The organism is Streptomyces sp. NPDC056479 (genome assembly GCF_042795335.1).
Lineage (GTDB): Bacteria > Actinomycetota > Actinomycetes > Streptomycetales > Streptomycetaceae > Streptomyces.
In genome coordinates this window covers 210854-232986 of sequence record NZ_JBHTRZ010000013.1, presented here as the reverse complement: position 1 = coordinate 232986, position 22133 = coordinate 210854, and the positions used below count along the sequence as shown (strand labels likewise).

At 68.3% G+C, this 22133-nt stretch carries 24 protein-coding genes; all 24 read right to left on the bottom strand.

What is annotated here, in order from left to right:
• Position 1: 1 nt before the first annotated feature.
• Positions 2–826, bottom strand: a complete 825-nt coding sequence (gene rpsC, locus ACFQ6S_RS40410; RefSeq protein ID WP_383420660.1) for a 30S ribosomal protein S3 — start codon at positions 824–826, stop codon at positions 2–4.
• Positions 826–1173, bottom strand: coding sequence for a 50S ribosomal protein L22 (rplV, locus tag ACFQ6S_RS40405; protein ID WP_026290933.1), 348 nt, complete (start codon positions 1171–1173; stop codon positions 826–828). The genes rpsC and rplV overlap by 1 nt, the downstream gene beginning before the upstream one ends.
• 44 nt (positions 1174–1217) lie before the next feature.
• Positions 1218–1499, bottom strand: coding sequence for a 30S ribosomal protein S19 (gene rpsS, locus ACFQ6S_RS40400; RefSeq protein WP_147995160.1), 282 nt, complete (start codon positions 1497–1499; stop codon positions 1218–1220).
• 12 nt (positions 1500–1511) lie between these two features.
• Positions 1512–2348 (bottom strand): 50S ribosomal protein L2, encoded by an 837-nt coding sequence (gene rplB, locus ACFQ6S_RS40395; protein ID WP_189933359.1) that lies wholly within the window; start codon positions 2346–2348, stop codon positions 1512–1514.
• A gap of 40 nt (positions 2349–2388) precedes the next feature.
• On the bottom strand, positions 2389–2808 hold the full coding sequence (gene rplW / locus ACFQ6S_RS40390) for a 50S ribosomal protein L23 (RefSeq protein WP_383420657.1): 420 nt from the start codon (positions 2806–2808) through the stop codon (positions 2389–2391).
• Positions 2808–3464, bottom strand: coding sequence for a 50S ribosomal protein L4 (gene rplD, locus ACFQ6S_RS40385; protein ID WP_383420655.1), 657 nt, complete (start codon positions 3462–3464; stop codon positions 2808–2810). The genes rplW and rplD overlap by 1 nt, the downstream gene beginning before the upstream one ends.
• Before the next feature lie 8 nt (positions 3465–3472).
• The gene (rplC, locus tag ACFQ6S_RS40380) at positions 3473–4117 is read right to left on the bottom strand and encodes a 50S ribosomal protein L3 (RefSeq protein ID WP_062706771.1); all 645 of its coding nucleotides are present in this window, start codon (positions 4115–4117) and stop codon (positions 3473–3475) included.
• A 17-nt stretch (positions 4118–4134) separates the two neighbouring features.
• A complete protein-coding gene (gene rpsJ / locus ACFQ6S_RS40375) occupies positions 4135–4443 on the bottom strand; it encodes a 30S ribosomal protein S10 (protein ID WP_003948644.1) in 309 nt (102 codons plus the stop codon).
• A gap of 406 nt (positions 4444–4849) precedes the next feature.
• A complete protein-coding gene (pqqE, locus tag ACFQ6S_RS40370; RefSeq protein ID WP_383420653.1) occupies positions 4850–5971 on the bottom strand; it encodes a pyrroloquinoline quinone biosynthesis protein PqqE in 1122 nt (373 codons plus the stop codon).
• Positions 5968–6240 (bottom strand): pyrroloquinoline quinone biosynthesis peptide chaperone PqqD, encoded by a 273-nt coding sequence (gene pqqD / locus ACFQ6S_RS40365; RefSeq protein ID WP_383420651.1) that lies wholly within the window; start codon positions 6238–6240, stop codon positions 5968–5970. The genes pqqE and pqqD overlap by 4 nt, the downstream gene beginning before the upstream one ends.
• A complete protein-coding gene (gene pqqC, locus ACFQ6S_RS40360) occupies positions 6237–7019 on the bottom strand; it encodes a pyrroloquinoline-quinone synthase PqqC (protein WP_383420649.1) in 783 nt (260 codons plus the stop codon). Before pqqC ends, pqqD begins: the two co-directional genes overlap by 4 nt.
• Positions 7016–7915: a pyrroloquinoline quinone biosynthesis protein PqqB gene (gene pqqB, locus ACFQ6S_RS40355; protein WP_383420647.1), complete on the bottom strand. Its 900-nt coding sequence runs from the start codon at positions 7913–7915 to the stop codon at positions 7016–7018. Before pqqB ends, pqqC begins: the two co-directional genes overlap by 4 nt.
• Positions 7916–7923: 8 nt before the next feature.
• Entirely contained in the window at positions 7924–8064 is a 141-nt protein-coding gene (pqqA, locus tag ACFQ6S_RS40350; protein ID WP_383420645.1) for a pyrroloquinoline quinone precursor peptide PqqA, read from the bottom strand.
• A 40-nt stretch (positions 8065–8104) separates the two neighbouring features.
• Entirely contained in the window at positions 8105–9211 is a 1107-nt protein-coding gene (locus ACFQ6S_RS40345) for a PQQ-dependent sugar dehydrogenase (protein WP_383420643.1), read from the bottom strand.
• Between the two features lie 38 nt (positions 9212–9249).
• The gene (locus ACFQ6S_RS40340) at positions 9250–10353 is read right to left on the bottom strand and encodes a PQQ-dependent sugar dehydrogenase (RefSeq protein WP_383420641.1); all 1104 of its coding nucleotides are present in this window, start codon (positions 10351–10353) and stop codon (positions 9250–9252) included.
• Positions 10354–10449: 96 nt separating this feature from the next.
• The gene (locus tag ACFQ6S_RS40335; protein ID WP_383420639.1) at positions 10450–10935 is read right to left on the bottom strand and encodes an adenylyltransferase/cytidyltransferase family protein; all 486 of its coding nucleotides are present in this window, start codon (positions 10933–10935) and stop codon (positions 10450–10452) included.
• Positions 10935–12476, bottom strand: a complete 1542-nt coding sequence (locus tag ACFQ6S_RS40330; protein ID WP_383420638.1) for a fibronectin type III domain-containing protein — start codon at positions 12474–12476, stop codon at positions 10935–10937. Before ACFQ6S_RS40330 ends, ACFQ6S_RS40335 begins: the two co-directional genes overlap by 1 nt.
• A 67-nt stretch (positions 12477–12543) precedes the next feature.
• Positions 12544–14088: an oligosaccharide flippase family protein gene (locus tag ACFQ6S_RS40325; protein ID WP_383420636.1), complete on the bottom strand. Its 1545-nt coding sequence runs from the start codon at positions 14086–14088 to the stop codon at positions 12544–12546.
• Positions 14085–17015: a hypothetical protein gene (locus tag ACFQ6S_RS40320; RefSeq protein ID WP_383420634.1), complete on the bottom strand. Its 2931-nt coding sequence runs from the start codon at positions 17013–17015 to the stop codon at positions 14085–14087. Before ACFQ6S_RS40320 ends, ACFQ6S_RS40325 begins: the two co-directional genes overlap by 4 nt.
• Positions 17016–17190: 175 nt before the next feature.
• Positions 17191–17883, bottom strand: a complete 693-nt coding sequence (locus ACFQ6S_RS40315) for a class I SAM-dependent methyltransferase (RefSeq protein WP_383420632.1) — start codon at positions 17881–17883, stop codon at positions 17191–17193.
• Positions 17884–18051: 168 nt separating this feature from the next.
• Positions 18052–19254 carry a glycosyltransferase family 4 protein gene (locus ACFQ6S_RS40310; protein WP_383420630.1) on the bottom strand — a complete coding sequence of 401 codons (1203 nt, stop codon included), beginning with the start codon at positions 19252–19254 and terminating at the stop codon, positions 18052–18054.
• A 28-nt stretch (positions 19255–19282) separates the two neighbouring features.
• Entirely contained in the window at positions 19283–20263 is a 981-nt protein-coding gene (locus ACFQ6S_RS40305) for an NAD-dependent epimerase/dehydratase family protein (RefSeq protein WP_383420628.1), read from the bottom strand.
• Positions 20264–20456: 193 nt separating this feature from the next.
• Positions 20457–21569 carry a glycosyltransferase gene (locus tag ACFQ6S_RS40300; RefSeq protein WP_383420626.1) on the bottom strand — a complete coding sequence of 371 codons (1113 nt, stop codon included), beginning with the start codon at positions 21567–21569 and terminating at the stop codon, positions 20457–20459.
• Complete coding sequence (locus tag ACFQ6S_RS40295; protein WP_383420625.1) at positions 21566–22114, bottom strand: putative colanic acid biosynthesis acetyltransferase; 549 nt, start codon at positions 22112–22114, stop codon at positions 21566–21568. Before ACFQ6S_RS40295 ends, ACFQ6S_RS40300 begins: the two co-directional genes overlap by 4 nt.
• Positions 22115–22133 lie beyond the last annotated feature (19 nt).

Below are 22133 nucleotides of genomic sequence, written 5' to 3'. Positions count from 1 at the left end.
GTCAGGCCTCCGTTCCGGTGCTCTCAGCCGGAGCGGACGCGGGAGCCTCGGCCTTGGGGGCCTCGGCGCCGGCAGCCTGCTGCGGCTTGCGACCGCGCCGCTCGCCACCACGGCCACCACGGGCCGGGCGGTCGGAGCCGCCACCACGGGCCGGGCGGTTACCCGCACGGGCCGCAGCGTTCTCGGCGCGGACCTCGGCGATGTTCTTGACGTCGCCCTTGTAGATCCAGACCTTCACACCGATACGGCCGAAGGTCGTCTTGGCCTCGAAGAAGCCGTAGTCCACGTTCGCGCGGAGCGTGTGCAGGGGCACACGGCCCTCGCGGTAGAACTCCGAGCGGGACATCTCGGCGCCACCGAGGCGGCCACCGCACTGGATCTTGATGCCCTTGGCGCCGGCCTTCATGGCGGACTGCATGCTCTTACGCATGGCCCGACGGAAGGAGACGCGGGAGGAGAGCTGCTCGGCAACGGCCTGAGCAACCAGCTGAGCGTCCGTCTCGGGGTTCTTGACCTCGAGGATGTTCAGCTGGACCTGCTTGCCCGTGAGCTTCTCGAGGTCACCGCGGATGCGGTCGGCCTCGGCGCCACGGCGGCCGATGACGATGCCCGGACGCGCGGTGTGGATGTCCACCCGCACACGGTCACGGGTGCGCTCGATCTCAACCTTCGAGATACCGGCGCGCTCCATGCCGGACGTCATCATCCGACGGATGGCGACGTCTTCCTTGACGTAGTCCTTGTACAGCTTGTCGGCGTACCACCGGGACTTGAAGTCCGTGGTGACACCGAGCCGGAACCCATGCGGGTTAACCTTCTGGCCCATTACCGGGTTCCTTCCTTGCTGCTGACGACCACAGTGATGTGGCTGGTCCGCTTGCGGATCCGGTAGGCACGGCCCTGGGCACGCGGACGGAACCGCTTCAGGGTCGGGCCCTCGTCGACGTACGCCTCGCTGATGACCAGCGAGGAGGCGTCCGGGTGGTCGTAGTTGTGCGCGGCGTTGGCGATGGCGCTGTCGAGCACCTTGCCGACCGGCACGGAGGCTGCCTGCGGAGCGAATCGCAGAACAGCCTGAGCCTCCGTGGCATCCATGCCACGGATAAGGTCCACCACGCGGCGGGCCTTCATGGGCGTAACGCGGATGTACCGCGCCTGGGCCCTGGCTTCCATGGTTGTCCCTCTCAGTTACTTACGTGTCTGAATGCGATCCGCTACTAGCGGCGCTTCGACTTCCGGTCGTCCTTGACGTGGCCCCGGAAGGTGCGCGTCGGCGAGAACTCGCCGAGCTTGTGGCCGACCATCGACTCGGTGACGAACACCGGGATGTGGGTCTTGCCGTTGTGCACCGCGAGCGTGTGGCCGAGCATGGCCGGCACGATCATGGAGCGACGGGACCAGGTCTTGATGACGTTCTTGGTGCCTGCTTCGTTCTGCGTTTCCACCTTCTTGATCAGGTGGTCGTCGACGAAGGGCCCCTTCTTGAGACTGCGCGGCATCTAAACCCGCTCCTAGCGCTTCTTGTTCGTCTTGCGGCGGCGGACGATGTACTTGTTCGAAGCCTTCTTCGGCGAACGAGTACGACCCTCCTTCTGACCCCAGGGGCTGACCGGGTGGCGACCACCGGAGGTCTTGCCCTCACCACCACCGTGCGGGTGGTCAACCGGGTTCATCGCCACACCGCGAACGGTCGGACGAACGCCCAGCCAGCGCTTACGGCCGGCCTTACCCCAGTTGATGTTGCTCTGCTCGGCGTTGCCGACCTCGCCGACGGTGGCGCGGCAGCGCACGTCGACCAGGCGGATCTCACCGGAGGGCATGCGGAGGTGGGCCATCGAGCCCTCCTTCGCGAGCAGCTGCACGGAGGCACCGGCGGAGCGGGCGAACTTGGCGCCGCCACCGGGACGGAGCTCGATCGCGTGGATCGTGGTACCGACCGGGATGTTGCGGAGCGCCAGGTTGTTGCCCGGCTTGATGTCGGCCCCGGGACCGTTCTCGACGCGGTCACCCTGCTGCAGGTTGCGCGGGGCGAGGATGTAGCGCTTCTCGCCGTCGGCGTAGTGCAGCAGCGCGATACGCGCGGTGCGGTTGGGGTCGTACTCGATGTGCGCGACCTTCGCCGGCACGCCGTCCTTGTCGTGACGACGGAAGTCGATCACGCGGTAGGCGCGCTTGTGGCCACCACCCTGGTGGCGGACGGTCACACGACCGGAGTTGTTACGGCCACCCTTGCTGTGCAGGGGGCGGACCAACGACTTCTCCGGCGTGGACCGCGTGACCTCGACGAAGTCGGCAACGCTGGAGCCACGACGGCCCGGCGTAGTCGGCTTGTACTTGCGGATTCCCATTTCTCAGTCCTCGTCCGATATCGGACGATCCGGACCGCCCTTAGGCGGTCGGACCGCCGAAGATGTCGATACGGTCGCCCTCGGCAAGGGTCACGATCGCGCGCTTGGTGCCGGCACGCTGGCCGAAACCGGTGCGGGTCCGCTTGCGCTTGCCCTGGCGGTTGATCGTGTTGACCCCGGTGACCTTGACGTCGAAGACCGCCTGGACGGCCTGCTTGATCTGGGTCTTGTTGGCGCTCGGGTCAACGATGAACGTGTACTTGTTCGCGTCGAGAAGCGCGTAGCTCTTCTCTGAGACGACCGGCTTGATCAGGACGTCACGGGGGTCCGTGTACGCCTTGCTCGCCGGGGTCTCGACGGTGTTCTTGCCCTCGGCGGCGTGGCGACGCGCCTTGGCGACGCGCGCGGCCTTGGCGGCCTTGGCCGCCTTGGAGGCAATGCTCGGGTGACGCGTAGCCATCAGGCCTCGCTCCCTTCGGTGTCATTGGCCTTCGGGCCGGACACGAAGGACTCGAAGGCGGCCTGGGTGAAGACCACGTCGTCCGAGACGAGAACGTCGTACGTGTTCAGCTGGCCCGGCTCCAGGATGTGGACCTGGGGCAGGTTGCGGGCGGACAGCCACGCGGCCTCATCGGCGCGCTCGACGACCAGGAGCAGGTTCTTGCGCTCCGAGATCTTGCCGAACAGGCTCTTGGCGGCCTTCGTGGACGGGTTCTCGCCCTCGATCACGCCGGAGACGACGTGGATGCGGTTGTTGCGGGCCCGGTCGGTGAGGGCGTGGCGCAGGGCCGCGGCCTTCATCTTCTTCGGGGTCCGCTGCGAGTAGTCACGCGGCACGGGACCGTGCACGACGCCACCACCGGCGAACTGCGGAGCGCGGGTCGAACCCTGACGGGCGCGGCCGGTGCCCTTCTGGCGGTAAGGCTTCTTGCCACCACCACGGACTTCACCGCGGGTCTTGGTCTTGTGCGTGCCCTGACGGGCCGCGGCCAGCTGCGCGACGACGACCTGGTGAAGCAGCGGAACGCTGATCTTCTCTACGTCGAAGATCTCCGCGGGGAGCTCGACGGTACCGGCCTTGTCGCCCGCCGGCGAAAGGATGTCAACAGTGCTCATCGGTTACCTCAGGCCCCCTTGGCCGCGGTGCGGACCAGGACGAGGCCGCCGTTCGGACCAGGGACAGCGCCCTTGATGAGCAGCAGACCCTTCTCCGCGTCAACGGCGTGGACGGTCAGGTTCTGGGTGGTGACCCGCTCGTTGCCCATGCGACCCGCCATGCGGAGGCCCTTGAACACACGGCCCGGGGTGGCACAGCCACCGATGGAACCGGGAGAGCGGTGCTTGCGCTGGGTGCCGTGTCCGGCGCCGAGGCCCTTGAAGTTGTGACGCTTCATGACACCGGCGAAGCCCTTGCCCTTGCTCTTGCCGGTGACGTCGACCTTCACGCCGGCCTCGAACACCTCGGCGGTGACTTCCTGGCCGAGGGTGTACTCGCTGGCGTCAGCGGTACGGATCTCGACGAGGTGGCGGCGGGGGGTGACGTCAGCCTTGGCGAAGTGGCCCTTGAGGGGCTTGTTCACCTTGCGCGGGTCGATCTCGCCGAAGGCGATCTGGACCGACTCGTAGCCGTCGACGTCGTTGGTACGCACCTGGGTGACGACGTTGGGGCCGGCCTTGACGACGGTGACCGGAACAACACGGTTGTTCTCGTCCCACACCTGCGTCATGCCGAGCTTCTCGCCCAGGATGCCCTTGATCTGCTTAGCCATTCTCAGATCACCGGCCCCTAGAGCTTGATCTCGATGTCGACACCGGCCGGGAGGTCGAGTCGCATCAGAGAGTCAACGGTCTTGGGCGTCGGGTCGAGGATGTCGATCAGGCGCTTGTGCGTGCGCATCTCGAAGTGCTCGCGCGAGTCCTTGTACTTGTGCGGCGACTTGATGACGCAGTACACGTTCTTCTCAGTGGGCAGCGGCACCGGGCCCGCGACCGACGCACCAGTGCGAGTCACCGTCTCGACGATCTTCTTCGCCGAAGAGTCGATGACCTCGTGGTCGTAGGCCTTGAGCCGGATGCGGATCTTCTGTCCCGCCATGGCTACTCCGTAGTCCTGTCTCTTCTTAAGCTCTGGAACCCGGTGTTCCCGTACCCGCCCCTCCGACCCACGCGGTCGGGCGTGTCGCGCTCCCGCTGACACAGATGCCCCTTGTTCGAACATCCCTTGTCTGGGAACACGGCCCTTCCGGAACCGCAGGCCGGGGGCGAAAGACCCACCGGGTGCCTGGTCGGTGCTGCACTGACACTTCCCGAAAGATTCCCGTACGTCCGCCCCAGCGCTGCCGTGAGGCAGTTAGGGCGACGAGTACTGTGGGACTCGCTTTCGGTCCTCCCGGCGGGAGGCGCGCAGCATCAACACTCGACCGAGCAACCCCGCTAGTCTGCCATACGGGGCAGGGGGCTGGCCAATCGAGCCGGAGAGAATACCCCGAGGGTGACGTAGGTCAAACCCGGGCCGCCGACCCCTTGGACCGACCCGGCACACGGCGTCTGATCTGGGCGGTCCCGTCCGGGTTGTCCTCGGCCAGCGCCCGGATCACCCCGTGATCCGGCGACAGCCCGCACGCCGGGTCCGTACGGGTGGCGTCACCGGTGAGTGCGTAGGCCTGGCAGCGGCAGCCGCCGAAGTCCTCGTCGCGGCGGGAGCAGCTGCGGCAGGGGTCGGACATCCAGTCGGTGCCGCGGTAGCGGGTGAACGCCTTGGAATGGTCCCAGATCCAGTCCAGCGGATGATCGCGGACGTTCGGGGGGTCCAGGTCCGGCAGTGAGGCCGCGGCCGGGCAGGGCAGGACGGTGCCGTCGGGGGTGACGGTGAGCGAGACCGCGCCCCAGCCGCCCATGCAGGGCTTGGCGACGCCGTCGAAGTAGTCGGGGACGACCCACACCAGCTCGGGGCCGGCGGTCAGCCGCCCCCGCCGGCGCTCCACGGCGTCCCGCGCCCCGGCCAGCTGCTCGCGCGTCGGCAGCAGCGCGGCGCGGTTGAGCAGGCCCCAGCCGTAGAACTGGACGTTCGCCAGCTCGATGCGGTCCACGCCCCAGGACACCCCCAGCTCCACGAGGGAGTCGAGAGCGTCGAGGTTCTCGCGGTGCAGGACGACATTGAGGCCGAGCGGGAGACCGGCGGCCCGGACCAGCTCGGCGGCCCGTTCCTTCTCGGCGAAGGACCGGCGTCCGGCGATCTTGTCGGAGGCGCGCGGGTCGGCGTGCTGCACGGAGAGCTGGACACTCTTGAGCCCGGCGGAGGCGAGCGCGGCCAGGCGGGGCTCGTTCAGGCCTACCCCGCTGGTGACCAGCTGGGTGTAGATCCCGGCGGCCTCGGCGGCGGCGACGATCCGGTCCAGGTCCCGGCGCAGCAGCGGCTCGCCGCCCGACAGATGCGTCTGGACGACGCCGAGCTCGCCCGCCTGGCGCATCACCTCCGCCCACTGCTCGGTGCTCAGCTCGCTCGAACGGCGCGTCAGTTCAAGGGGGTTGGAGCAGTACCCGCAGTGCAGCGGGCAGGCGTGGGTGAGCTCGGCCAGCAGGGCCCAGGGGCGAGCGGGCGGCGGCGGTTCGGCCGGGGTCATCGGAGCCAGCCCTGCTCGCGCAGCCGGTGGAGGAACGGGGGGACCTCGGTGGCGACCGGGGCGCCGGGGAAGCGGGTGGCCAGCTCGTCGACGATGTCGCCCACCTCGCGGGTGCCGTCGCACAGGCCGACGACCGCCGCGGCCGAGCCCCTCAGGACGCCGACGCGCTCCGGGAGGAGCAGCAGGTCGGCGTCGCGTACGGGGTCGTGGCGCCGCACGATGGCGGGGGCCAGGGCGGGTCGCCAGTCGGTGGAGCCCGGCGCGCTCACTCCTGCTCCCGGCGGCCCGCTCGGTCCACGGCGTCCAGCAGCGACCACAGGACATCGCACTTGAAGCGCAGCGCGGCCACCGCACGCTCCTGGTCGTCACGGGCGTGGGCCCAGCCGAGCACCAGGTCGAGCGCCTCCCGGCTGTCGCGCCGCCCCTGGGCGACCCGGGTGCGGAAGTAGGCGAGGCCCTCGGACTCGATCCATGGGAAGTGGCGCTCGAAGGCGTCGATGCGGGTGCGCATCAGGTCCGGCGCGGACAGCTCGGTGAGCGAGGCGGCGACGGCTTCGAGGGGCGAGCCCAGCCGGCAGAAGTTGACGTATCCGTCGACCGCAAGCCGTACGCCCGGCAGCGCGGAGTCGGTGCGCAGCATCGTCTCGCGGTCCAGGCCGGCCGCCTCGCCGAGCCGCAGCCAGCGCTCGATGCCGCCCTCGCCGCTCTGTGACCCGTCGTGGTCCTGGATCCGGCGCAGCCACATCCGGCGCAGCTCGGAGGTGGGCAGCTTGGCGGTGATCAGGGCGTCCTTGACGGGGATGTGGCGCTGGTAGTGGAAGCGGTTGACGATCCAGCGGCGCAGTTCCTCGGGGCTGAGGTCGCCGCCGTGCATCCGGATGTTGAAGGGGTGGCGGTGGTGGTAGCGCTCCTCCCCCACCGCGCGCAGTCGTGCCTCGAGCTCCGCGGGGCTCCAGGGCTCCGCGAGCGGGGCGGGCGGCGTGCTCTCGGCCACCGTTCTCCCGGCCGCAGCATCCTCAGCCGCCGTGTTCACAGCTGCCGTCTTCATGGCTCGATCACCGTCCCGTCGTGCGCCACCTCGATGCCCAGCCGGGCGAGCCGCTTGTGCTGAGGTGCGGCCGGGTCGACGAGGGGGTTGGTGTTGTTGAGGTGCGTGTACAGGCACCGGGCGGAGAGCTGGGCCAGCCGCTCGGCGGTGCCGCCCGGTCCGTCGATGGGCAGATGGCCCATGCCGGTGGCGGTGCGGGAGGAAATGCCGGTGCGGCGGGGCTCCTCGTCGTCCCAGAAGGTGCCGTCGACGATGACGCAGTCGGCCTCTTCGGCGGCCTGCTGAAGGCGGTCGGGCCAGGCGGCCAGCGCCGGGGCGTAGAGCGCGGAGGTGCCGGAGGCGGGGTCGTACAGGCGCAGCGCCACGACCCAGGACTCGTCGTCCGGTGCGTCGGCGGCGTACCGCGGGCGTTTGCCGGACACCGGGATGCCGCTGACCTGCAGGCCGGAGGCCGCGCCACCCAGCGGTCCGGCGCCGTGCCCGGGCAGCTCGCGCCAGGTCACGTCGGTGTACGGCGCCAGCACCTCGCCGAGACGCAGGCGCTCCAGCAGCGCCTGCCGGACCGGGGCCGTCGCCAGCACCTCGAAGCCGTCGGCCTCGCGCAGCCGGGCGATGCCCAGGGTGTGGTCGAGCTCGGCGTCGGTGAGGATCACTCCGGCGAGCGGGGTCTGCCGGGGGCCGGGACCTGGGTGGAGCTCGGGCCGGCCTTCGATTTGGTCGCCGATGTCGGGGGTCGCGTTGACGACGTACCAGCGGCCCTCGCCCGTCCGTACCGCGAGCGAGGCATGCCGGCGGCGCCGGTGCGGATGGGCGCGTGCCCCGGAGCAGCCGGGGCACGCGCAGTTCCACTGGGGGATGCCGCCGCCGGCGGCGGTGCCGAGTACCAGCAGCAGCATGGCGGCCGCTAGCGGGTGCTGAGGGAGTAGGCGGTGACCTCCAGCGCGGTGTCGACGACCTCGAAGGCGGGGGCCTGCCAGGTGGCGTCGTCCGGCTGCGCCGAGGAGGTCTGCTCGACCGGCTTCAGTGCTTCCTTGGTCTCGTTCATCGCTCGTACGTCCTTTCCGTGGGGGTTGCTTGACGGTGGGTCATTTGATGGGGACGCGGAGGATTTTGTCGTTGCCGTACCCCAAGTCGCTTGTGCCGACCCACAGTTCGTTCACACCGGGCACCTTGGCGAGGGCGCGCAGCCGGCCGTACGTGCCCGGGTAGAAGGCGGTCTTCGTGCCGAGCCGCTCGCTGTCGCCGTCGATGGGGATGCGCCACAGCCGCTGGCCGCGCAGCGACGACACATACAGGACGTTGCGCACGACGGCGATCTGGGCGGGCACGCCCCGCTCCGGGCTGAAGGTGGCCTTGGGGTTGGTCATGCCCTTGCGGGTGCAGGTGCCTTCGCAGCTGGGCCAGCCGTAGTTGGCGCCCCGCTTGATCAGGTTGAGTTCGTCGTGCGTCTGGTGCCCGATCTCCACCGACCACAGCCGGCCCTTGCGGTCCCAGGCCAGTCCCTGCGGATTGCGGTGCCCATAGCTGTAGACACGGTTGCCGAACGGGTTGCCGGGAGCCGGCTTCCCGCTCTTGGTGATGCGCAGGATCTTTCCGTTGATCGAGTTCTTGTCCTGCGCGAGCCGCGGCTGAAGCGCCTCGCCGGTGGTGACGTAGAGGTACTTGTCGGGGCCGAAGGCGATCCTGCCGCCGTTGTGGTCCCCGCCCCGTCGGATGCCGGTGAGGATCGGCTGGTAGTTGCGAAGCGAGGAGCCGTCGTAGTCCATCCTGACGACCCGGGTCTCGGACTTCGTGGTGTGCATGAAGAACACCTGCTTGTCCTTCTTGCCGTCCCAGGTCGGGGACGGGGCGATGCCCAGCAGGCCGCCGGCGCCCTCGTCGTACGGCTCGGGGACGGTGTAGGGCACCTCGCCCACCCACTTCTTCCTGCCGTCCCGGTCCAGCCGATGGACCTGGTACGACAGTCGCTCCGTCACCAGGGCGGTGCGGCCGTTGGGCAGGAACGAGATGCCCCAGGGGGTGTGCCATCCCTTCGAGAGCGTCTTGACGCCGGCCGGTGCGCCACCGTCGGCGGCGTCCGGGGCGGCGGACACCGGCTGGGCCAGGCAGGTCGCCAGCAGCGCGGCCGCGGTGGCCAGCGTGGCCATCCCGAACCGGGATGAATGCCGCGTCGAGCGGCGTACGTCGGTCATGGAGACGTCCTTCGTCATTGCTCGGGGCGTGGGACCGGCTAGCCGGCGGTCACGCGAAGGATCTTGTCGTTGCCGTCCGCGCTCCTCGAGGTGCCCAGCCACAGTTCGTTCCTGCCGGGAACCTTCGCGAGGGCGCGGAACGCGTAGCCGGAGTAGACGGGGGTCTTCGCGCTGTCGCCCCTGCCCTGGAGCGCCGCGTCGATCGGGACGAGCCAGAGCTTCCAGCCGCGCAGCGTCGACACATAGAGGTCGTCGCCGACGACGGCGATCTGGGCGGGGGCCGTGGTGTGGTCCCAGGTGACCTTCGGGTCGGTCATGCCCTTGGCGGAGCAGACGCCCTCGCAGCCGGGCCAGCCGTAGTTGGCGCCCCGCTTGATCAGGTTGAGCTCGTCCTTCGCCTCCTGCCCGATCTCCACCGACCACAGCCGGCCCTTGCGGTCCCAGGCCAGTCCCTGCGGATTGCGATGGCCGTAGCTGTAGACACGGTTGCCGAACGGGTTGCCGGGAGCCGGCTTCCCGCTCTTGGTGATGCGCAGGATCTTCCCGTTGATCGAGTTCTTGTCCTGCGCGAGCCGCGCGTGGGTGGCCTCGCCGGTGGAGACGTAGAGGTACTTGTCGGGGCCGAAGGCGATCTTGCCGCCGTGGTGGTTGGAGCCCCGCTTGAGTCCTCCGAGGACGACGGTGTAGCCGCTCAGCGACTTGCCGTCGTAGTTCATGCGCACGACCCGGCTCTCGGACGCCGTGGTGTGCATGAAGAACACCTGCTTGTCCTTCCTGCCGTCCCACGTCGGGGACGGGGCGACCCCCAGCAGCCCGCCCTTCGCGGCGTCACCGGGCTGGAAGACGGCCACCTTCGGAACCCTGCCGATCAGGGTCCGGGTGCCGTTGTCGCGGAGGCGGTACACACGGGCGGACTCGTTCTCGGTCACCAGCGCCGAACGCCCGTCGGGGAGGAAGGAGATGGCCCACGGATTGGACCAGCCCGTGGAGAACCTCGATACGTCGACGGCGGCTCGCGGAGTCAGTTCTCCGGCCGCGGCGGCGGTGAACGGCACCGCGCCGGCCAGCAGGGCGATCGTAGCTGTGAGTGAGGTTATGGAGAACCGGGACGAGAACCGCACCCGATGGCCCGAATGTCCCATACCGTCACCTTTCATGATTCCTCACAGCAATCTCCGTGAGGCGTGATCGGTATGCCACTTGGGTGGGCCGCAGGGGTGACGCCCCGCGGCCCCGCGTCAGCCCTCCGCTCCGCCCTGGCGCGGCCCGGCGAATTGTCGCGGGGCCGGCTCGGACGGGTCCTGCTGGACCAGGAGGCGTAGAACTTCCCGTAGCAGCGTGCTTGAGGTGTGCACGGTGTAGGGGAAGTAGACGACCTCCACGCCCACCCTCGCGAACTCGGTCTCGTAGGTCGTCCAGACGTCCGTACCGAGCCAGTCGTCACCCTTGAAGATGACGTCGAAACCGACTTCCTTCCAGATCTCGATCTTGTCGTCCACGGTCGCGACGAAGGCCTCGTCCACATGACGCACGCTGCGTACGATCTGCAGCCGCTCCGAGAGCGGTACGACGGGCGGCCTGCCTTTCAGGCGCACCACGAGTTCGTCGGAGCAGACGCCGGCGATGAGCCGGTCGCAGTGCCCGCGCGCCCGCCGCAGGATGTTCAGATGGCCCACGTGGAAGAGGTCGAAGACCCCCGGCGCGTAGCCAAGACGTTCTCCCATCAACGCTTTTCCTTCGGACGCTCATCGCCGACCGCGGTGACCACGAGCGCTTTCGACTTGAGCGAGGCGTTCTCACCGTCGGTGACGGCGATCCGGTAGCGGTGGCGGGAGCCGGGAGCGACGGAATCCGTGTACTTCATCGTGGGGCGCGCCCACTCCGCGGACCGCCGCGTCGGCGAGGCCACGAGCCTGCCGTCCCGGTAGATCAGATACGTGAGCTCCGCGTCGTCCCGGTCCCATGTGGCACGCCACGTGAGCGTGACGCGACCGGTGCCCGAGGCGGAGGCCTTGAGCTGGGGCACCTCTTCCGGAGCACCCCGGTCGGGCCCGGGCGAGAAGCGGGTCAGGCTCTGCTGCGGCCTGCCATTGACCATGGTGAACTCACCGCCCGCCCACAGGACTTCACCCGCCATCTCCAGCACGCGGGGGCCATTGCCCTCGCCGGTCCCTCCGTCCGTGTCGGGGAACCAGTGCAGGATGTGGCGGTCTCGGACCGATTGGGCCAGGAAGTGCTGACGGTTGTTGAACTCGACGAAACCACCCGGGGTGTCGCGGCAGTCGTGGGCATGGGACCCGCTGTAGAGCACACCCTTGTGCACGGCGACCGCCTGGGTGGCGCCCATGCAGGTGTCCTTCCACACCATCTTGCCGTCGCTGAGGCGACCGGCGATGCGGCCGTCGAAGATACCCGTCCCGCTGCCCTCGGCCGCCACGTAGAAGTTGATCCCGTCGCGTGCCAGCGCCTTCACTGATGACCTCGGCGGCACCCAGTCCTCGTACGAGGCCACTGTCCTGCCGGTGACGGGGTGCAGTGCGGCGAGCGACTTCTCCAGCTGGCCGTTGAGCATGTTGAAGTCGCCGCCGACGAGGAGCTTGCCGAACTTCGGCGCCGCGAGTACGGCCCGTACGGGAGCGTCGATCTCCGCCTGGAACGGCAGCAGTTTCCCGCTGGGGGTGAACGCCGCGATGCGCTCCCTGTCCTGACCGTTGACGAGCGTGAAGTCGCCCCCGAGATAGACCGCATCGTTCGTGACCTCGATGGCTCGCACGTACGACGACATGGTCGGACGGAAGTCCTTGCGCAGCGAACAGCCGGCCGTGTTGAGCGCGACCGCATCGGCCACGTCGGCCCCACCGGCCTTGGTGAACGAGCCACCGACATACAGCACCTTGCCGCCCGGCGACGCCTTCAGCGCCCGCACGGTGCCACCGCCGCCGGACAACCGCAGGGCGCATGGCAAGAGCCGGCCCGTGGCCGCGTCGAACGCGGCGAAGTTCTTGCGTGCGACCTCCCTTTCGCCGGGCTTCGCTCCCGGAGGGCGGACCTTGCCAAAGGTTCCGCCGACGTACACGACGCCGCCCGAGTACTCGATCGACCAGACGATTCCGTCGGTCTGCCAGGTCGCCAAGGTGTCAGCGGTCAGGGTCCTTTCACCGCCGTCGGATGCCGCAGCGGAGGCGGTTAGAAGCGAGGCAGCCGCGAGGAGGGCCACAGCCGAAGCGGTGGTGGCCCCTCTTTGCATGCTCTTTCTGAGGCGCATGGAACTTCCCGGGTTGCAGCGAGTACGGGTGAGAGAGGGGTGTGGCTGTCTCGGTTCTGAGACGGACTTACGTGGCGCGTTCGCGCAGTACACCGACGAGTTCACGCACTCCCAAAGGCGTGCGAAATCGCCACAAACTTATACCGAATACCGAAAATCCCGCAGTCATTGCGACGGCAAGTCCGACGGCCGTGTCACCTGCGAGGAGCCTCGCGGGAAGGACGAGAGCCGCCGTGAGGCAGAGACCGGCGCCGGTCGCCAACAGGTATCCGCCGTCGACGATGGAGAAGCCTGGGTGCCGTCGCACCAGGGCGGCCGAGACGACGTTCTCGACGACGATCGCCGCTCCCCATGACAGTGCGGCTCCGAGGGCGCCCCAACGGGGCACGGCGAGAAGACCGACGGACAGCTGTACCGCGAACGCGGCGCCGGTCACCGCGAGATGCCATGAGCTCTTGCCGGCCATCAGCAGCACCGTCTGGGCGTTGCCCACTCCGACGTTGACCGCCGAGGCCACACAGAGCACGACGAGCGCATCCGTCCCCTGCGCGAACTCGGGTCCGAACACGGAGAGGACGGTGCCGGGGAAACTCACGAGCAACACGAGCAGCGGCCAGGAGAACAGCACGATCCAACGTGTCGAGATGCGATGCAGATGGCAGGCCAGCTGGTTCTCCTCCACGGCGAGGAGACGACTGATTTCCGGAGCGACGGCCAGGCGGATGGCCAGTTGGAGCAGCGTCACGGCGACGATGACACGGCCGACAGCTGTGTAGATGCCCGCCTCTTCGCTGGTGGCCAGGCTCGAAAGCAGGATGACGCCCACCCAGATCGCGCTGATGTCGAACACGGAGGAGATCGCCCGGGGTGCGGAGAAGGCCCAGAATCCGTGCCGTGTGGCGGCCACATCAGGTCCGGAAGGTTCTCCGATGCCCGTACGGCGGCACCGACGCACCGCGTGCCACGCGACCAGGACGCCGCCCAGGGCGGGAATCAGCCAGGCGACGGCCAGACTCAGCACCCCCGGAGCCAGCAGCGCGACCGGTACGGCGATCAGAACACGCAGTACCGGCTTGCCGATCTGTTCGACTCCGACCAAGGGAACCACTGTCCCGTAGCCCTGGGTCGCGCCGAGCAGAATCAGGGTGACCGTGGCCAGAGGGAGGAACAGTGCGAAGAGCCGGACCAGAGTGACCGCGTCCTCCGGAGCAAGGTTCGGCAGCAGTGAGGTGGCCGTCGCGGGAGACAGAAACAGTAGCGCGGCGGCCGCGGTACTCACCACGGCTCCCGGTACGAGCGCCGTGCGCAGCAGTACCCCCACCTGTCGCCCGCCGCCCGTGGCCACGTCACGGGAGATGAAGCGCACCAGCCCGGTGTCGGCGCCGAGCTTGCAGGTGTTGCTGAGGATGGTGAAGACAGCGACGCCTGTGAACACCGCTCCCGATCCGTGCGCGCCGAGGGCACGAGTGACCAGCATGACGAGGGCGTAGCCGAAGACAGCGCTGACCGTCGAACCCAGGAAGCCCCACCACCCGCCCCGCGCGGTGGCAGCGATCCCGCTTGGGGCGGCTTTTCCGCCGGCGTCGGCCAGGGCCGCTGCGGAGGCGCTCATCCTTTGGAGGCGGTGAGGGTGTCGTCCTGCGCGGACGAGCTCCGCTGCGACAGGGTGACCGGGTCTGCCTGCGTTTCGCCGTCGGCGTGACGCGCAGCCACGGACAGGCCCTGGGCTCCGTCGGCACGGGCGGCCGGCATGACGCCCGAGCCCGGCCCGCCCGGATGACGGACACCGTCCGGGGCATCGCGGCGCAGGCTGCGCCGGGTCCCCGTGCAGAGTACCGCGCCCACGATGCGCCCACCTGAGCAAGTCATCAACTCGCGAACCTGTCTGAGGTCGTCGCGCCTGGTGTGCTCCAGACCCCCCACAACGAGGACACCGTCCGCGCGTTGGGCGACCGCGAGGCCATCGGCGTGTTCGAGCAGAGCCCTCGTCACAACGACCTTGGACCTTCCGGGACCGGCGCTCGACACGGCAGACGTCACCATGGGGGACATCGGGATGTCGCCGGTGGTGGTGCCACGTCTGTCGGGGCAGAGCGTGATGCGCCCCGCCGTACCCACATCGACGACGAGCCGGTCGTCCAGAAGGCCGAGTGCCTCCTCGTCGTCACCCGGATCCTCGGTGAGCAGCGGCAGTCGTGCCGCAAGGCCCGGCGTGCGCGCGGTGGCGTCCACCAGCAGCACGTCCTCGCCGAACTCGGCGAACGCAGCGGCGAGATTGACGGCGGCCGCCTCGGCGTCGTGGTCCTGCTTCGGCGCCACGACCAGCAGTGTGGAACCGGCCGTACGGGCGTCGCCGTGCCGGAGATGGAAGGCGAGAGTGCGGTACCACTCCGCGCGACTGCTCGCGACCCGGCCGACCTCCAGCAGTTCGCCGTCCGCCGCGGTGCCCGGGATGATGGCCAGCACCGGGGCGCCGAGGGCGCCTTCCACCTCGCCGACCGAGCGGATCCGTGGTTCGAGGGTGGACCGCAGCCAGGCGATCACCATGGCCAGGACGAGACCGCTCATCAGGCCGAGACCCATGAGCGTCACACGCCCCGGTCCCACCGGGTGCTTCGGGGGCTCGGCCTTGCGTACGACGTCGCCTCCGGTGGTGTCGCGGGACTCGAAGTCGGAGATCCGCTTCTGCAGCGCGTTGATCTGTTCCCGCAGAGCCGGGCTTCCTTTGCCGCCTTCCGCGGTGTTCTTCTTGATCAGCGGGGCGACCTGACGTTTCAGCATGCTCGTCATGCGTGCCACCGTGGCGTCCGTCCGCTCCTTGCGGTCGGCGAGATAGGCGTCGACGAACGCGTTGGTGACTCGGGCCGCCCGCTTCGATGTGCCGGCCGTGTATTCGAACCGGAGAATCTGGGTGTGCGGCGGGTTGCTGACACGCAACTCCTTCAACAGCGCGTCGGCGCGGGACGGTTCGCGCAACGCTCCTGCCGCACGGTCCGCGACGGTGGCGCTGAGCGCGATCTGCTGCTCCGTGCCCATGCTCACCTGGTTGTCGAGGGACACGCCGTAGGTGCTGAACGGATCCACCGTCGAACGGACGAGAACCTCGCCCGTGGACGTGTAGCTGCCCGCGCGGAGCTGCATCAGCAGCAGCGCCCCGAGCAGTCCGAGGGCGATACCCAGCGCGATGGTCACGCGGTACTGCAGCAGCTGGCGCAGCTGGTCGCGGAGCTGGTCCGGTTCGCCGTACCGGTCATCGAAGCTGGTGGAGCTGGTCACGGATGCCTCCTGTTCCGGGGTGAGTGCGTGGCTGGCGGTCGCGGGCGGCGCCGGTGAGGGGAACCGGGGTGGCCGGCCGGCGGGACGGGTGATGAACAGCGGGGTGATCAGGAGCAGCAGCATCGGCCCCACGATGGCCAGGAGGCTGCCGCGCAGGAAGATCAGCTGATAGAAGGCGAAAGCCGGGACGAGCAGGAACGCCAGCGTGGCCGGTCCGTCCCGTAGCCGTTCCCGGATCTCGTCCATACGGCGTCCGGCCGCACCCAGCAGACCGAAGACCGCCACCACAGCGGGAAATCCGGCCCACGTGTAGCTCTCGATCCACAGCGGTGCCGAGAGGTTCCAGAACTCGTAGCCAGCATGCTGGGCGAGGGTGATGCCGAGGGCCTGCGGCTTCTCCGGCCACAGGGAGCGCGGCACCATGAACACGAAGGGGCCGAGCGCCCCTGAGGGGGAGAACCCGTTCTCCTCCACATGGTCAACTCCCGTCTGCATCTGCTGGAAGGAGTCGTAGTCCATGTTCGACGTGAGCTGCTCCGTCAGGCTCACCACCTGGACGGCTTCGCGCTGGCTGTAACGGAAGTAGTCGCTATAGGGAAAGACGAGCAGCACCACCGCCGTGAGCGCCGCGGCGGTGATGCGGAAGGCCCGTGGGCGGTTGAACCTGCTCCATGAGAACAGCAGGGCCAGAAGGACGGTTCCGGCCCAGAAACGCGGCCTGCTGATCGGGTTGTTGACGACCACGTTGAGCCCGAGCAGTAGCGGGAGCAGCATCCACCGGGCGCTGCGCAGCCATCGGTCACCCCTCGGCCGGCGGGGCAGGTGGATCAGGCCGATCAGCGCCCAGAAGGCGGGAACGGCGAGGATCCAGGTGCGCAGCGTCCGCTCCGTGCCGGTCGCGGCTTCCGACTGCCACAGCGCCTGCCGGCTGGTGAAGAAGGCGTCCATTCCTCCCATCCGGGGGATGAGTACGACCGCGAGAAGGAGCGAGAGGCCGCACAGGACGAGCACGGGCAAGGGTGCGAGTCTGCGGGCGAGCAGCGGTTCGAGGACGACCGAGCGTTTACCGTTGCGCCTGGCGATCAGGAGCACTCCGGCGCTGTAGGCGAGGAGCCCGACTTCGATCAGGACGGTCGCGGAGAAGGCGTTGGCCTCGTCGGTCCGGTATTCGAGGGGGTAGGTGTCCGTGGCGAGCATGGCGAGCGGTGCCAACCCGAGCCATACATAGGCGAAGAGCCAGAAACCGAATGCGACGAACCGCACCGATGTTCCGGTGAGTACCCACGCGAGCGCACTGCCGGTATGCACCACGACAACGCACTGCACGACGAGTGCAGCGCCGACGTGCCCGTCGCAGGACAGGAGGATCAGCCCCGGTAGCACGCCGATGAATGCAGCGGCCCAGGCACATACCGCGGCCACGGAACGCACAACCGATTCACCCTCTCGCCTTCGGCCGACACGTCATGAAGTACTGCGAGCTCAGCCACCAGGGCATGTTCGGCACCGGGCTCATCTGCACGGCGTCGATATGAAAGCGCTCCTTGACGGTCCCTCTCAGCTCACGGAAATCAAAACCCTTGTGCGTCGTGCGCGGATCCCCTGGACGACTCACCGGCATTCCGACCATCGCTTTCAGCACTTCCGTAGGCGTGTACTCCGACTTGAGCGAGCGGCTGCGAATCATCCAGTTCGACACCTTCGGCGCGATGGCCAGGCCGCACATGATCGGCACGGAAATCACGAGCACACCGTTCGGCTTGAGAATGCGTAGCGCGTCTTCGAGCAGAGCATCGACTTCATGGTCGTAAAGATGCTCGCAGACCTCGAATGCGGTCAGCACATCCACGCTGTACGTGGCGATTTCTTCAATAGATTTCGCATACTTCAAATCGGTGTACGTCGGTGCCATGTACGGGTCGTGTCCAATGAGCGTGATGTCGGGGCGCGCCTCGCGAAGCATGTGCAGAAAGAGTCCCGGCCCTGCGCCGAAATCGATGACTGTGCCGTGGTTCGGGCATACACGGACGACAAGATTGACCGCTGTCGCCATACGGCCGCGATGAGCAAAACGGGCTACTGGATTGCCGGACTTGATCGTCTGCTCTTCGTACGAGATTGTGCGAATCACTCTTCGAACGTAGCAGAAATGTCCATCACATAAAGACCGACACGCCGCCGCACCAATTCACCAGTACCCCTACCGCAAAACCAGGTGTGGATTTAGCCGGGACAGACCCTACGGAAGTGCCACGCCGCGCTCACTCAAGCCGAATCGAAATGCCGTTTCGGGAAAGACTCAGCTGGCATCGGAGCGGCCCACTGTCCTCAAGATGTCCTCGAATTGTGAGGCACAGCCGTCCAGGGCGAACTCCCGCTCGGCCAGTGCCCGGCTCTCCTTGCCCAAGGTCTCCGCTCGCACCGGGTCGTTCAGGACCTCGCTGACCCACGTGGCCGCCTCGGTCAGCGAGGACTCCTCGGGGGCGAACACCGCCGAGCCGGCCTGATGGAGCAGCTTCGCCGCCAGGTTGTCCGCGGGCATCAGGCCCAGCACCGGGCGCCCGGCGCACAGGTACGACAGCGTCTTGGAGGGGACCGAGAACTCTCCGGCATCCGCTGCCAGAAGCACGACAAGCACATCGCCCGTGCCCAGCACTTCGGGCAGCCGGTCGTAGGGCTGGAAGGGCAACAGGGTCAGCTCGACGCCACGGGCGGCGGCGACCTCCTTGATGACCGGCACGGCCGGGCCGTCGTTGACAACTACGAGACGGACCCGTTCGCCCTGCTCGCGCAGGGTCTCGGCGAGCCGCACCAGCAGGGCGGGGTTGTGCTTGAGGCCGATCGTGCCGGAGTACAGCAGGGTCCGGACGTCGGCGAGACCGTGCTCCGCCGACCAGGCGTTGGCCCGGTCGACGGGGCGGATCTCGTCCAGTGGCGCCCAGTTGGGGATGACGGTGACCTTGTCGGCAGTGCCCCACTCCCGGTGGATCCGCACGAACGCCCCGGCGATCACCACGACCGCCGAAGCGCGTCGCGCCGACCACTTCTCGCCCTGCTCGAAGACTCTGGCGGCGACGCCCATCAGCCTCGACACACCCGCTGCGGCGAAGCTCTTCAACGCGACGGCGGTGACGTCCTGATGCCACAGCACCCAGGGGATGCGCAGCGCCCTCAGCGCCGCCGCGGCCACGACCAGGGTCGGGATCGGCAGGTTCCCCAGCAGCGCCACGTCCGGCTGCTCGCGCCGTACCTGCCGGGCCAGCTCCAGACCCAGCCGGGTCTCCTGGAAGAGGCGTCGGACGTAGGCGCCCTTGTCGAGCGCGATGTGGTCGCCGATGGTGACGAAACGGAGCCCGGCGACCGTGTCCCGAGCGAGGTTGCCCTTGCCTGAGACGTAGGCCGGGCAGGTGGAGTGGACGACGGCATGACCGCGGCGCGCCAGCTCACGGCTGAGCTGGGCCTGGAACGGATGCCCGCTGTAGTCATGGACGAGGATCTTCATCGGCTGCCCTCCCGGCCCGTTCGAGAGGTCAGGAGCCAGCGCGCTTGACCTGGTCGTAGACCCAGGCGTAGGTCTTCTCCAGACCTTCGGCCAGGGGGATCGCCGGCTCCCAGCCGTACAGTTCGCGGATCAGGGCGTTGTCGGAGTTGCGGCCGCGCACGCCCTGTGGGGCGTCCATTTGGTACTTGCGTTCGCAGCGGATGCCCGCGATCTCCTCGACGATGTCCACCAGCTGGTTGATGGTGACCAGTTCGGAGGAGCCGAGATTGACGGGGACACTGCTGGTCCCGTTCATGAGCATCCGCGTGCCGTGGAGGCAGTCGTCGATGTACATGAAGGAACGGGTCTGCCGGCCGTCGCCCCAGATGTCGATGCGATGGTCGCCGGAGACGACTGCCTCGGCGATCTTGCGGCAGACAGCCGCAGGGGCCTTCTCCCGGCCTCCGGTCCAGGTGCCCGCGGGGCCGTAGACATTGTGGTAGCGCGCGACGCGGCAGGTGAACCCGTAGTCCTCCTCGAAGTGGCGGCACATGCGCTCCGCGAAGAGCTTCTCCCAGCCGTAGCCGTCCTCGGGCTGTGCCGGATACGCGTCCTCCTCCTTCAACGCGGTGACGTTCGGGGCGACCTGCTTGCCCGCCGCGTACACACAGGCGGACGAGGAGTAGAAGTAGCGCTCGACGTCGGCTTCCTGCGCGGCCTTGAGCATGTGGGTGCTGATCAGCACCGACATCATGCAGGCGGCCTTGTGGTTCTCGATGAATCCCATGCCGCCCATATCGGCGGCGAGCATGTACACCTGGCCGGCGTCGCGGACGGCATCACGGGCGCGGTCCAGAAGCGACAGATCGCCGACGACGTTCTCGGCGTCGCCGTGCAGTTGGTGCCACTCGTGCTGCGGCTTGATGTCGATGCAACGGACCGTCAGCCCATGGGACAGGAGATCGGCAGTGAGATGCCCACCGATGAATCCCCCACCGCCGGCAACAACGACGTCCACCTGCTTGGTCATGGCAGCTCCTTCAGAAACCCAAGGCTGATTACTGGTCGACCACTTGTCCCGGCCGAACATCAGTGGTCACTGGGACCCGCCTGGAAGGTTATGCACCAATTTTCTGAATTAGCGCAATATGCCACGCACTTTCGCGCCTCGAGTCACGCGATGCCTCCGTCTGGACCTGTCAATTGGCCCCGGACATGGGGCATCAGAGATTTCGGTAGATCTCTTCCAGTCGGTCCGCCACCGCGTGGATGGAGAAGGATTCCTCCACCGCGCGCCTACCGGCTCGCACCAGCCCATCTCGCCTGTTCTCGTCGGTGAGCACCACGCAGACAGCGTCGGCCATCGCCCGCGGACTGCCGTCCGTCACGACCGCCGCTTCGCGGCGCGCCAGTTCGTCCGCCATGCCGCATGTGTCGGTACACACCACAGGCGTTCCCGCGGACAGGGCTTCGATCACGGTCATGGGGAACGGCTCGTCCACGCTCGGCAGCACGTACACCGCAGCTCTCGCATGCGCGCGCAACGCCTCGGCGTACGACAGCGCCCCGCCGTATGAGACGACGTCCCCGAGCCGATGGGTGGCGATGAGCTGACGCACGGTTGGCAGCAGGCCCTCGTCCGCCCCGTACAGGACGAAGCGCACACCGGGCAGCTTCGCGTGAACCAGCGCGGCCATCTCGACAAAGGCGTCCGGGCGCTTGCGCGGGTGCAGCCGCGCCATGAAGAGCGCCTCTGGAGCGCTCGACCGGCGCTCCACCCCCGCGGCATGCCCGGGACGCACCCCGTTGGACAGCGTCAGCAGCGGCGGCCCCTCCGGTCCGATGACCTCGGACACGGCCCGGCGCTCGCGCTCGGTGAGCACGAGACAACCACGCGCCCGGCGCAGGAGAGGCACGTACAGCAGGTCGAAGAGCTTGGCGACAACACGGTGGCGTGGCTCCACCATTCCGTGCGTCTGCGTGAAGAACCTCTTGCCGCGCAAGGTGGCCACGGCCAGCGCGGTGAGGGAGACGAGGTCTCGCCCCGCATGGATGTGCACCACATCGGCTCTGCCCATGGAGCGCCACATGTCCCCGACGAGCAGCGGGTGCATGAGCCCGGTGAAGCGGCCGGGAAGCAAGGTGCGCGCCGGACGCGTTCGCAGCGGCACCGAGCCGATGCGTGCCGGTGCCGGGGACTTGCCTCGCCACAGGGACAGGAGCGTGACCTCGTGGCCACGCGTGGCGCACTCCTCCAGCTGCCCCGCCGCCACGCTCGTGGGACCGCCGAACGCTCCGTCCTCGCTGACGAGCGTCACCACGTGAACGAGCTTCATCTCACGCCCCTTGCCGTGACAACCTCATCCGGGGCGATGTCGCGGTGTGCGACCGCCGCGGCACCCACCACGGCGCCATGGCCGACGGTCACCCCTCGCAACACCACGGCCCGTGCCGCGATCCAGGCTCCCGGCCGCAGGTGGATGGGCCCGTTGTCGAATTCGAAAGTGCGGGTACGACGTTGATGGCTTCCGGTGCACAGCAGCGCGTCCTGGGAGACACAGACATCGCTGCCGATGGTGATCCGCTCGAGATTCAGCAGCCAGGCGCCCTCGCCGATCCACACGTCGTCGCCGACTTCCAGCCGCCACGGCCAGTGCACGCGCACCCGGTGCCGGATCAGTACCCGCCGCCCGATCCGCGCGCCGAAGGCCCGCAGCAGAACGGGCCGCCAGCGAGCCGGAAACCACCACTTGACGAAGACAAGGTTGAGAACGGCGTACCAAGCCGCCTGAACGAGCAGTGGGCGCCCCTTGTCGTAGCCGGCTCCGGTGAAGCCCCGCAGTGAGCGTCCCACGGCGGTCGGCGCGGCGATGTCTGCCACGGGTCGGGCCTTCCTTGTG

What these genes read in the sequence shown, in the direction of transcription:
- rpsC (WP_383420660.1), bottom strand. Translation starts at nt 826, where the DNA reads ATGGGCCAGAAGGTTAACCCGCATGGGTTCCGGCTCGGTGTCACCACG.
- rplV (WP_026290933.1), bottom strand. Translation starts at nt 1,173, where the DNA reads ATGGAAGCCAGGGCCCAGGCGCGGTACATCCGCGTTACGCCCATGAAG.
- rpsS (WP_147995160.1), bottom strand. Translation starts at nt 1,499, where the DNA reads ATGCCGCGCAGTCTCAAGAAGGGGCCCTTCGTCGACGACCACCTGATC.
- rplB (WP_189933359.1), bottom strand. Translation starts at nt 2,348, where the DNA reads ATGGGAATCCGCAAGTACAAGCCGACTACGCCGGGCCGTCGTGGCTCC.
- rplW (WP_383420657.1), bottom strand. Translation starts at nt 2,808, where the DNA reads ATGGCTACGCGTCACCCGAGCATTGCCTCCAAGGCGGCCAAGGCCGCC.
- rplD (WP_383420655.1), bottom strand. Translation starts at nt 3,464, where the DNA reads ATGAGCACTGTTGACATCCTTTCGCCGGCGGGCGACAAGGCCGGTACC.
- rplC (WP_062706771.1), bottom strand. Translation starts at nt 4,117, where the DNA reads ATGGCTAAGCAGATCAAGGGCATCCTGGGCGAGAAGCTCGGCATGACG.
- rpsJ (WP_003948644.1), bottom strand. Translation starts at nt 4,443, where the DNA reads ATGGCGGGACAGAAGATCCGCATCCGGCTCAAGGCCTACGACCACGAG.
- pqqE (WP_383420653.1), bottom strand. Translation starts at nt 5,971, where the DNA reads ATGACCCCGGCCGAACCGCCGCCGCCCGCTCGCCCCTGGGCCCTGCTG.
- pqqC (WP_383420649.1), bottom strand. Translation starts at nt 7,019, where the DNA reads ATGAAGACGGCAGCTGTGAACACGGCGGCTGAGGATGCTGCGGCCGGG.
- pqqB (WP_383420647.1), bottom strand. Translation starts at nt 7,915, where the DNA reads ATGCTGCTGCTGGTACTCGGCACCGCCGCCGGCGGCGGCATCCCCCAG.
- pqqA (WP_383420645.1), bottom strand. Translation starts at nt 8,064, where the DNA reads ATGAACGAGACCAAGGAAGCACTGAAGCCGGTCGAGCAGACCTCCTCG.
- ACFQ6S_RS40345 (WP_383420643.1), bottom strand. Translation starts at nt 9,211, where the DNA reads ATGACCGACGTACGCCGCTCGACGCGGCATTCATCCCGGTTCGGGATG.
- ACFQ6S_RS40340 (WP_383420641.1), bottom strand. Translation starts at nt 10,353, where the DNA reads ATGGGACATTCGGGCCATCGGGTGCGGTTCTCGTCCCGGTTCTCCATA.
- ACFQ6S_RS40335 (WP_383420639.1), bottom strand. Translation starts at nt 10,935, where the DNA reads ATGGGAGAACGTCTTGGCTACGCGCCGGGGGTCTTCGACCTCTTCCAC.
- ACFQ6S_RS40330 (WP_383420638.1), bottom strand. Translation starts at nt 12,476, where the DNA reads ATGCGCCTCAGAAAGAGCATGCAAAGAGGGGCCACCACCGCTTCGGCT.
- ACFQ6S_RS40325 (WP_383420636.1), bottom strand. Translation starts at nt 14,088, where the DNA reads ATGAGCGCCTCCGCAGCGGCCCTGGCCGACGCCGGCGGAAAAGCCGCC.
- ACFQ6S_RS40310 (WP_383420630.1), bottom strand. Translation starts at nt 19,254, where the DNA reads ATGAAGATCCTCGTCCATGACTACAGCGGGCATCCGTTCCAGGCCCAG.
- ACFQ6S_RS40305 (WP_383420628.1), bottom strand. Translation starts at nt 20,263, where the DNA reads ATGACCAAGCAGGTGGACGTCGTTGTTGCCGGCGGTGGGGGATTCATC.
- ACFQ6S_RS40300 (WP_383420626.1), bottom strand. Translation starts at nt 21,569, where the DNA reads ATGAAGCTCGTTCACGTGGTGACGCTCGTCAGCGAGGACGGAGCGTTC.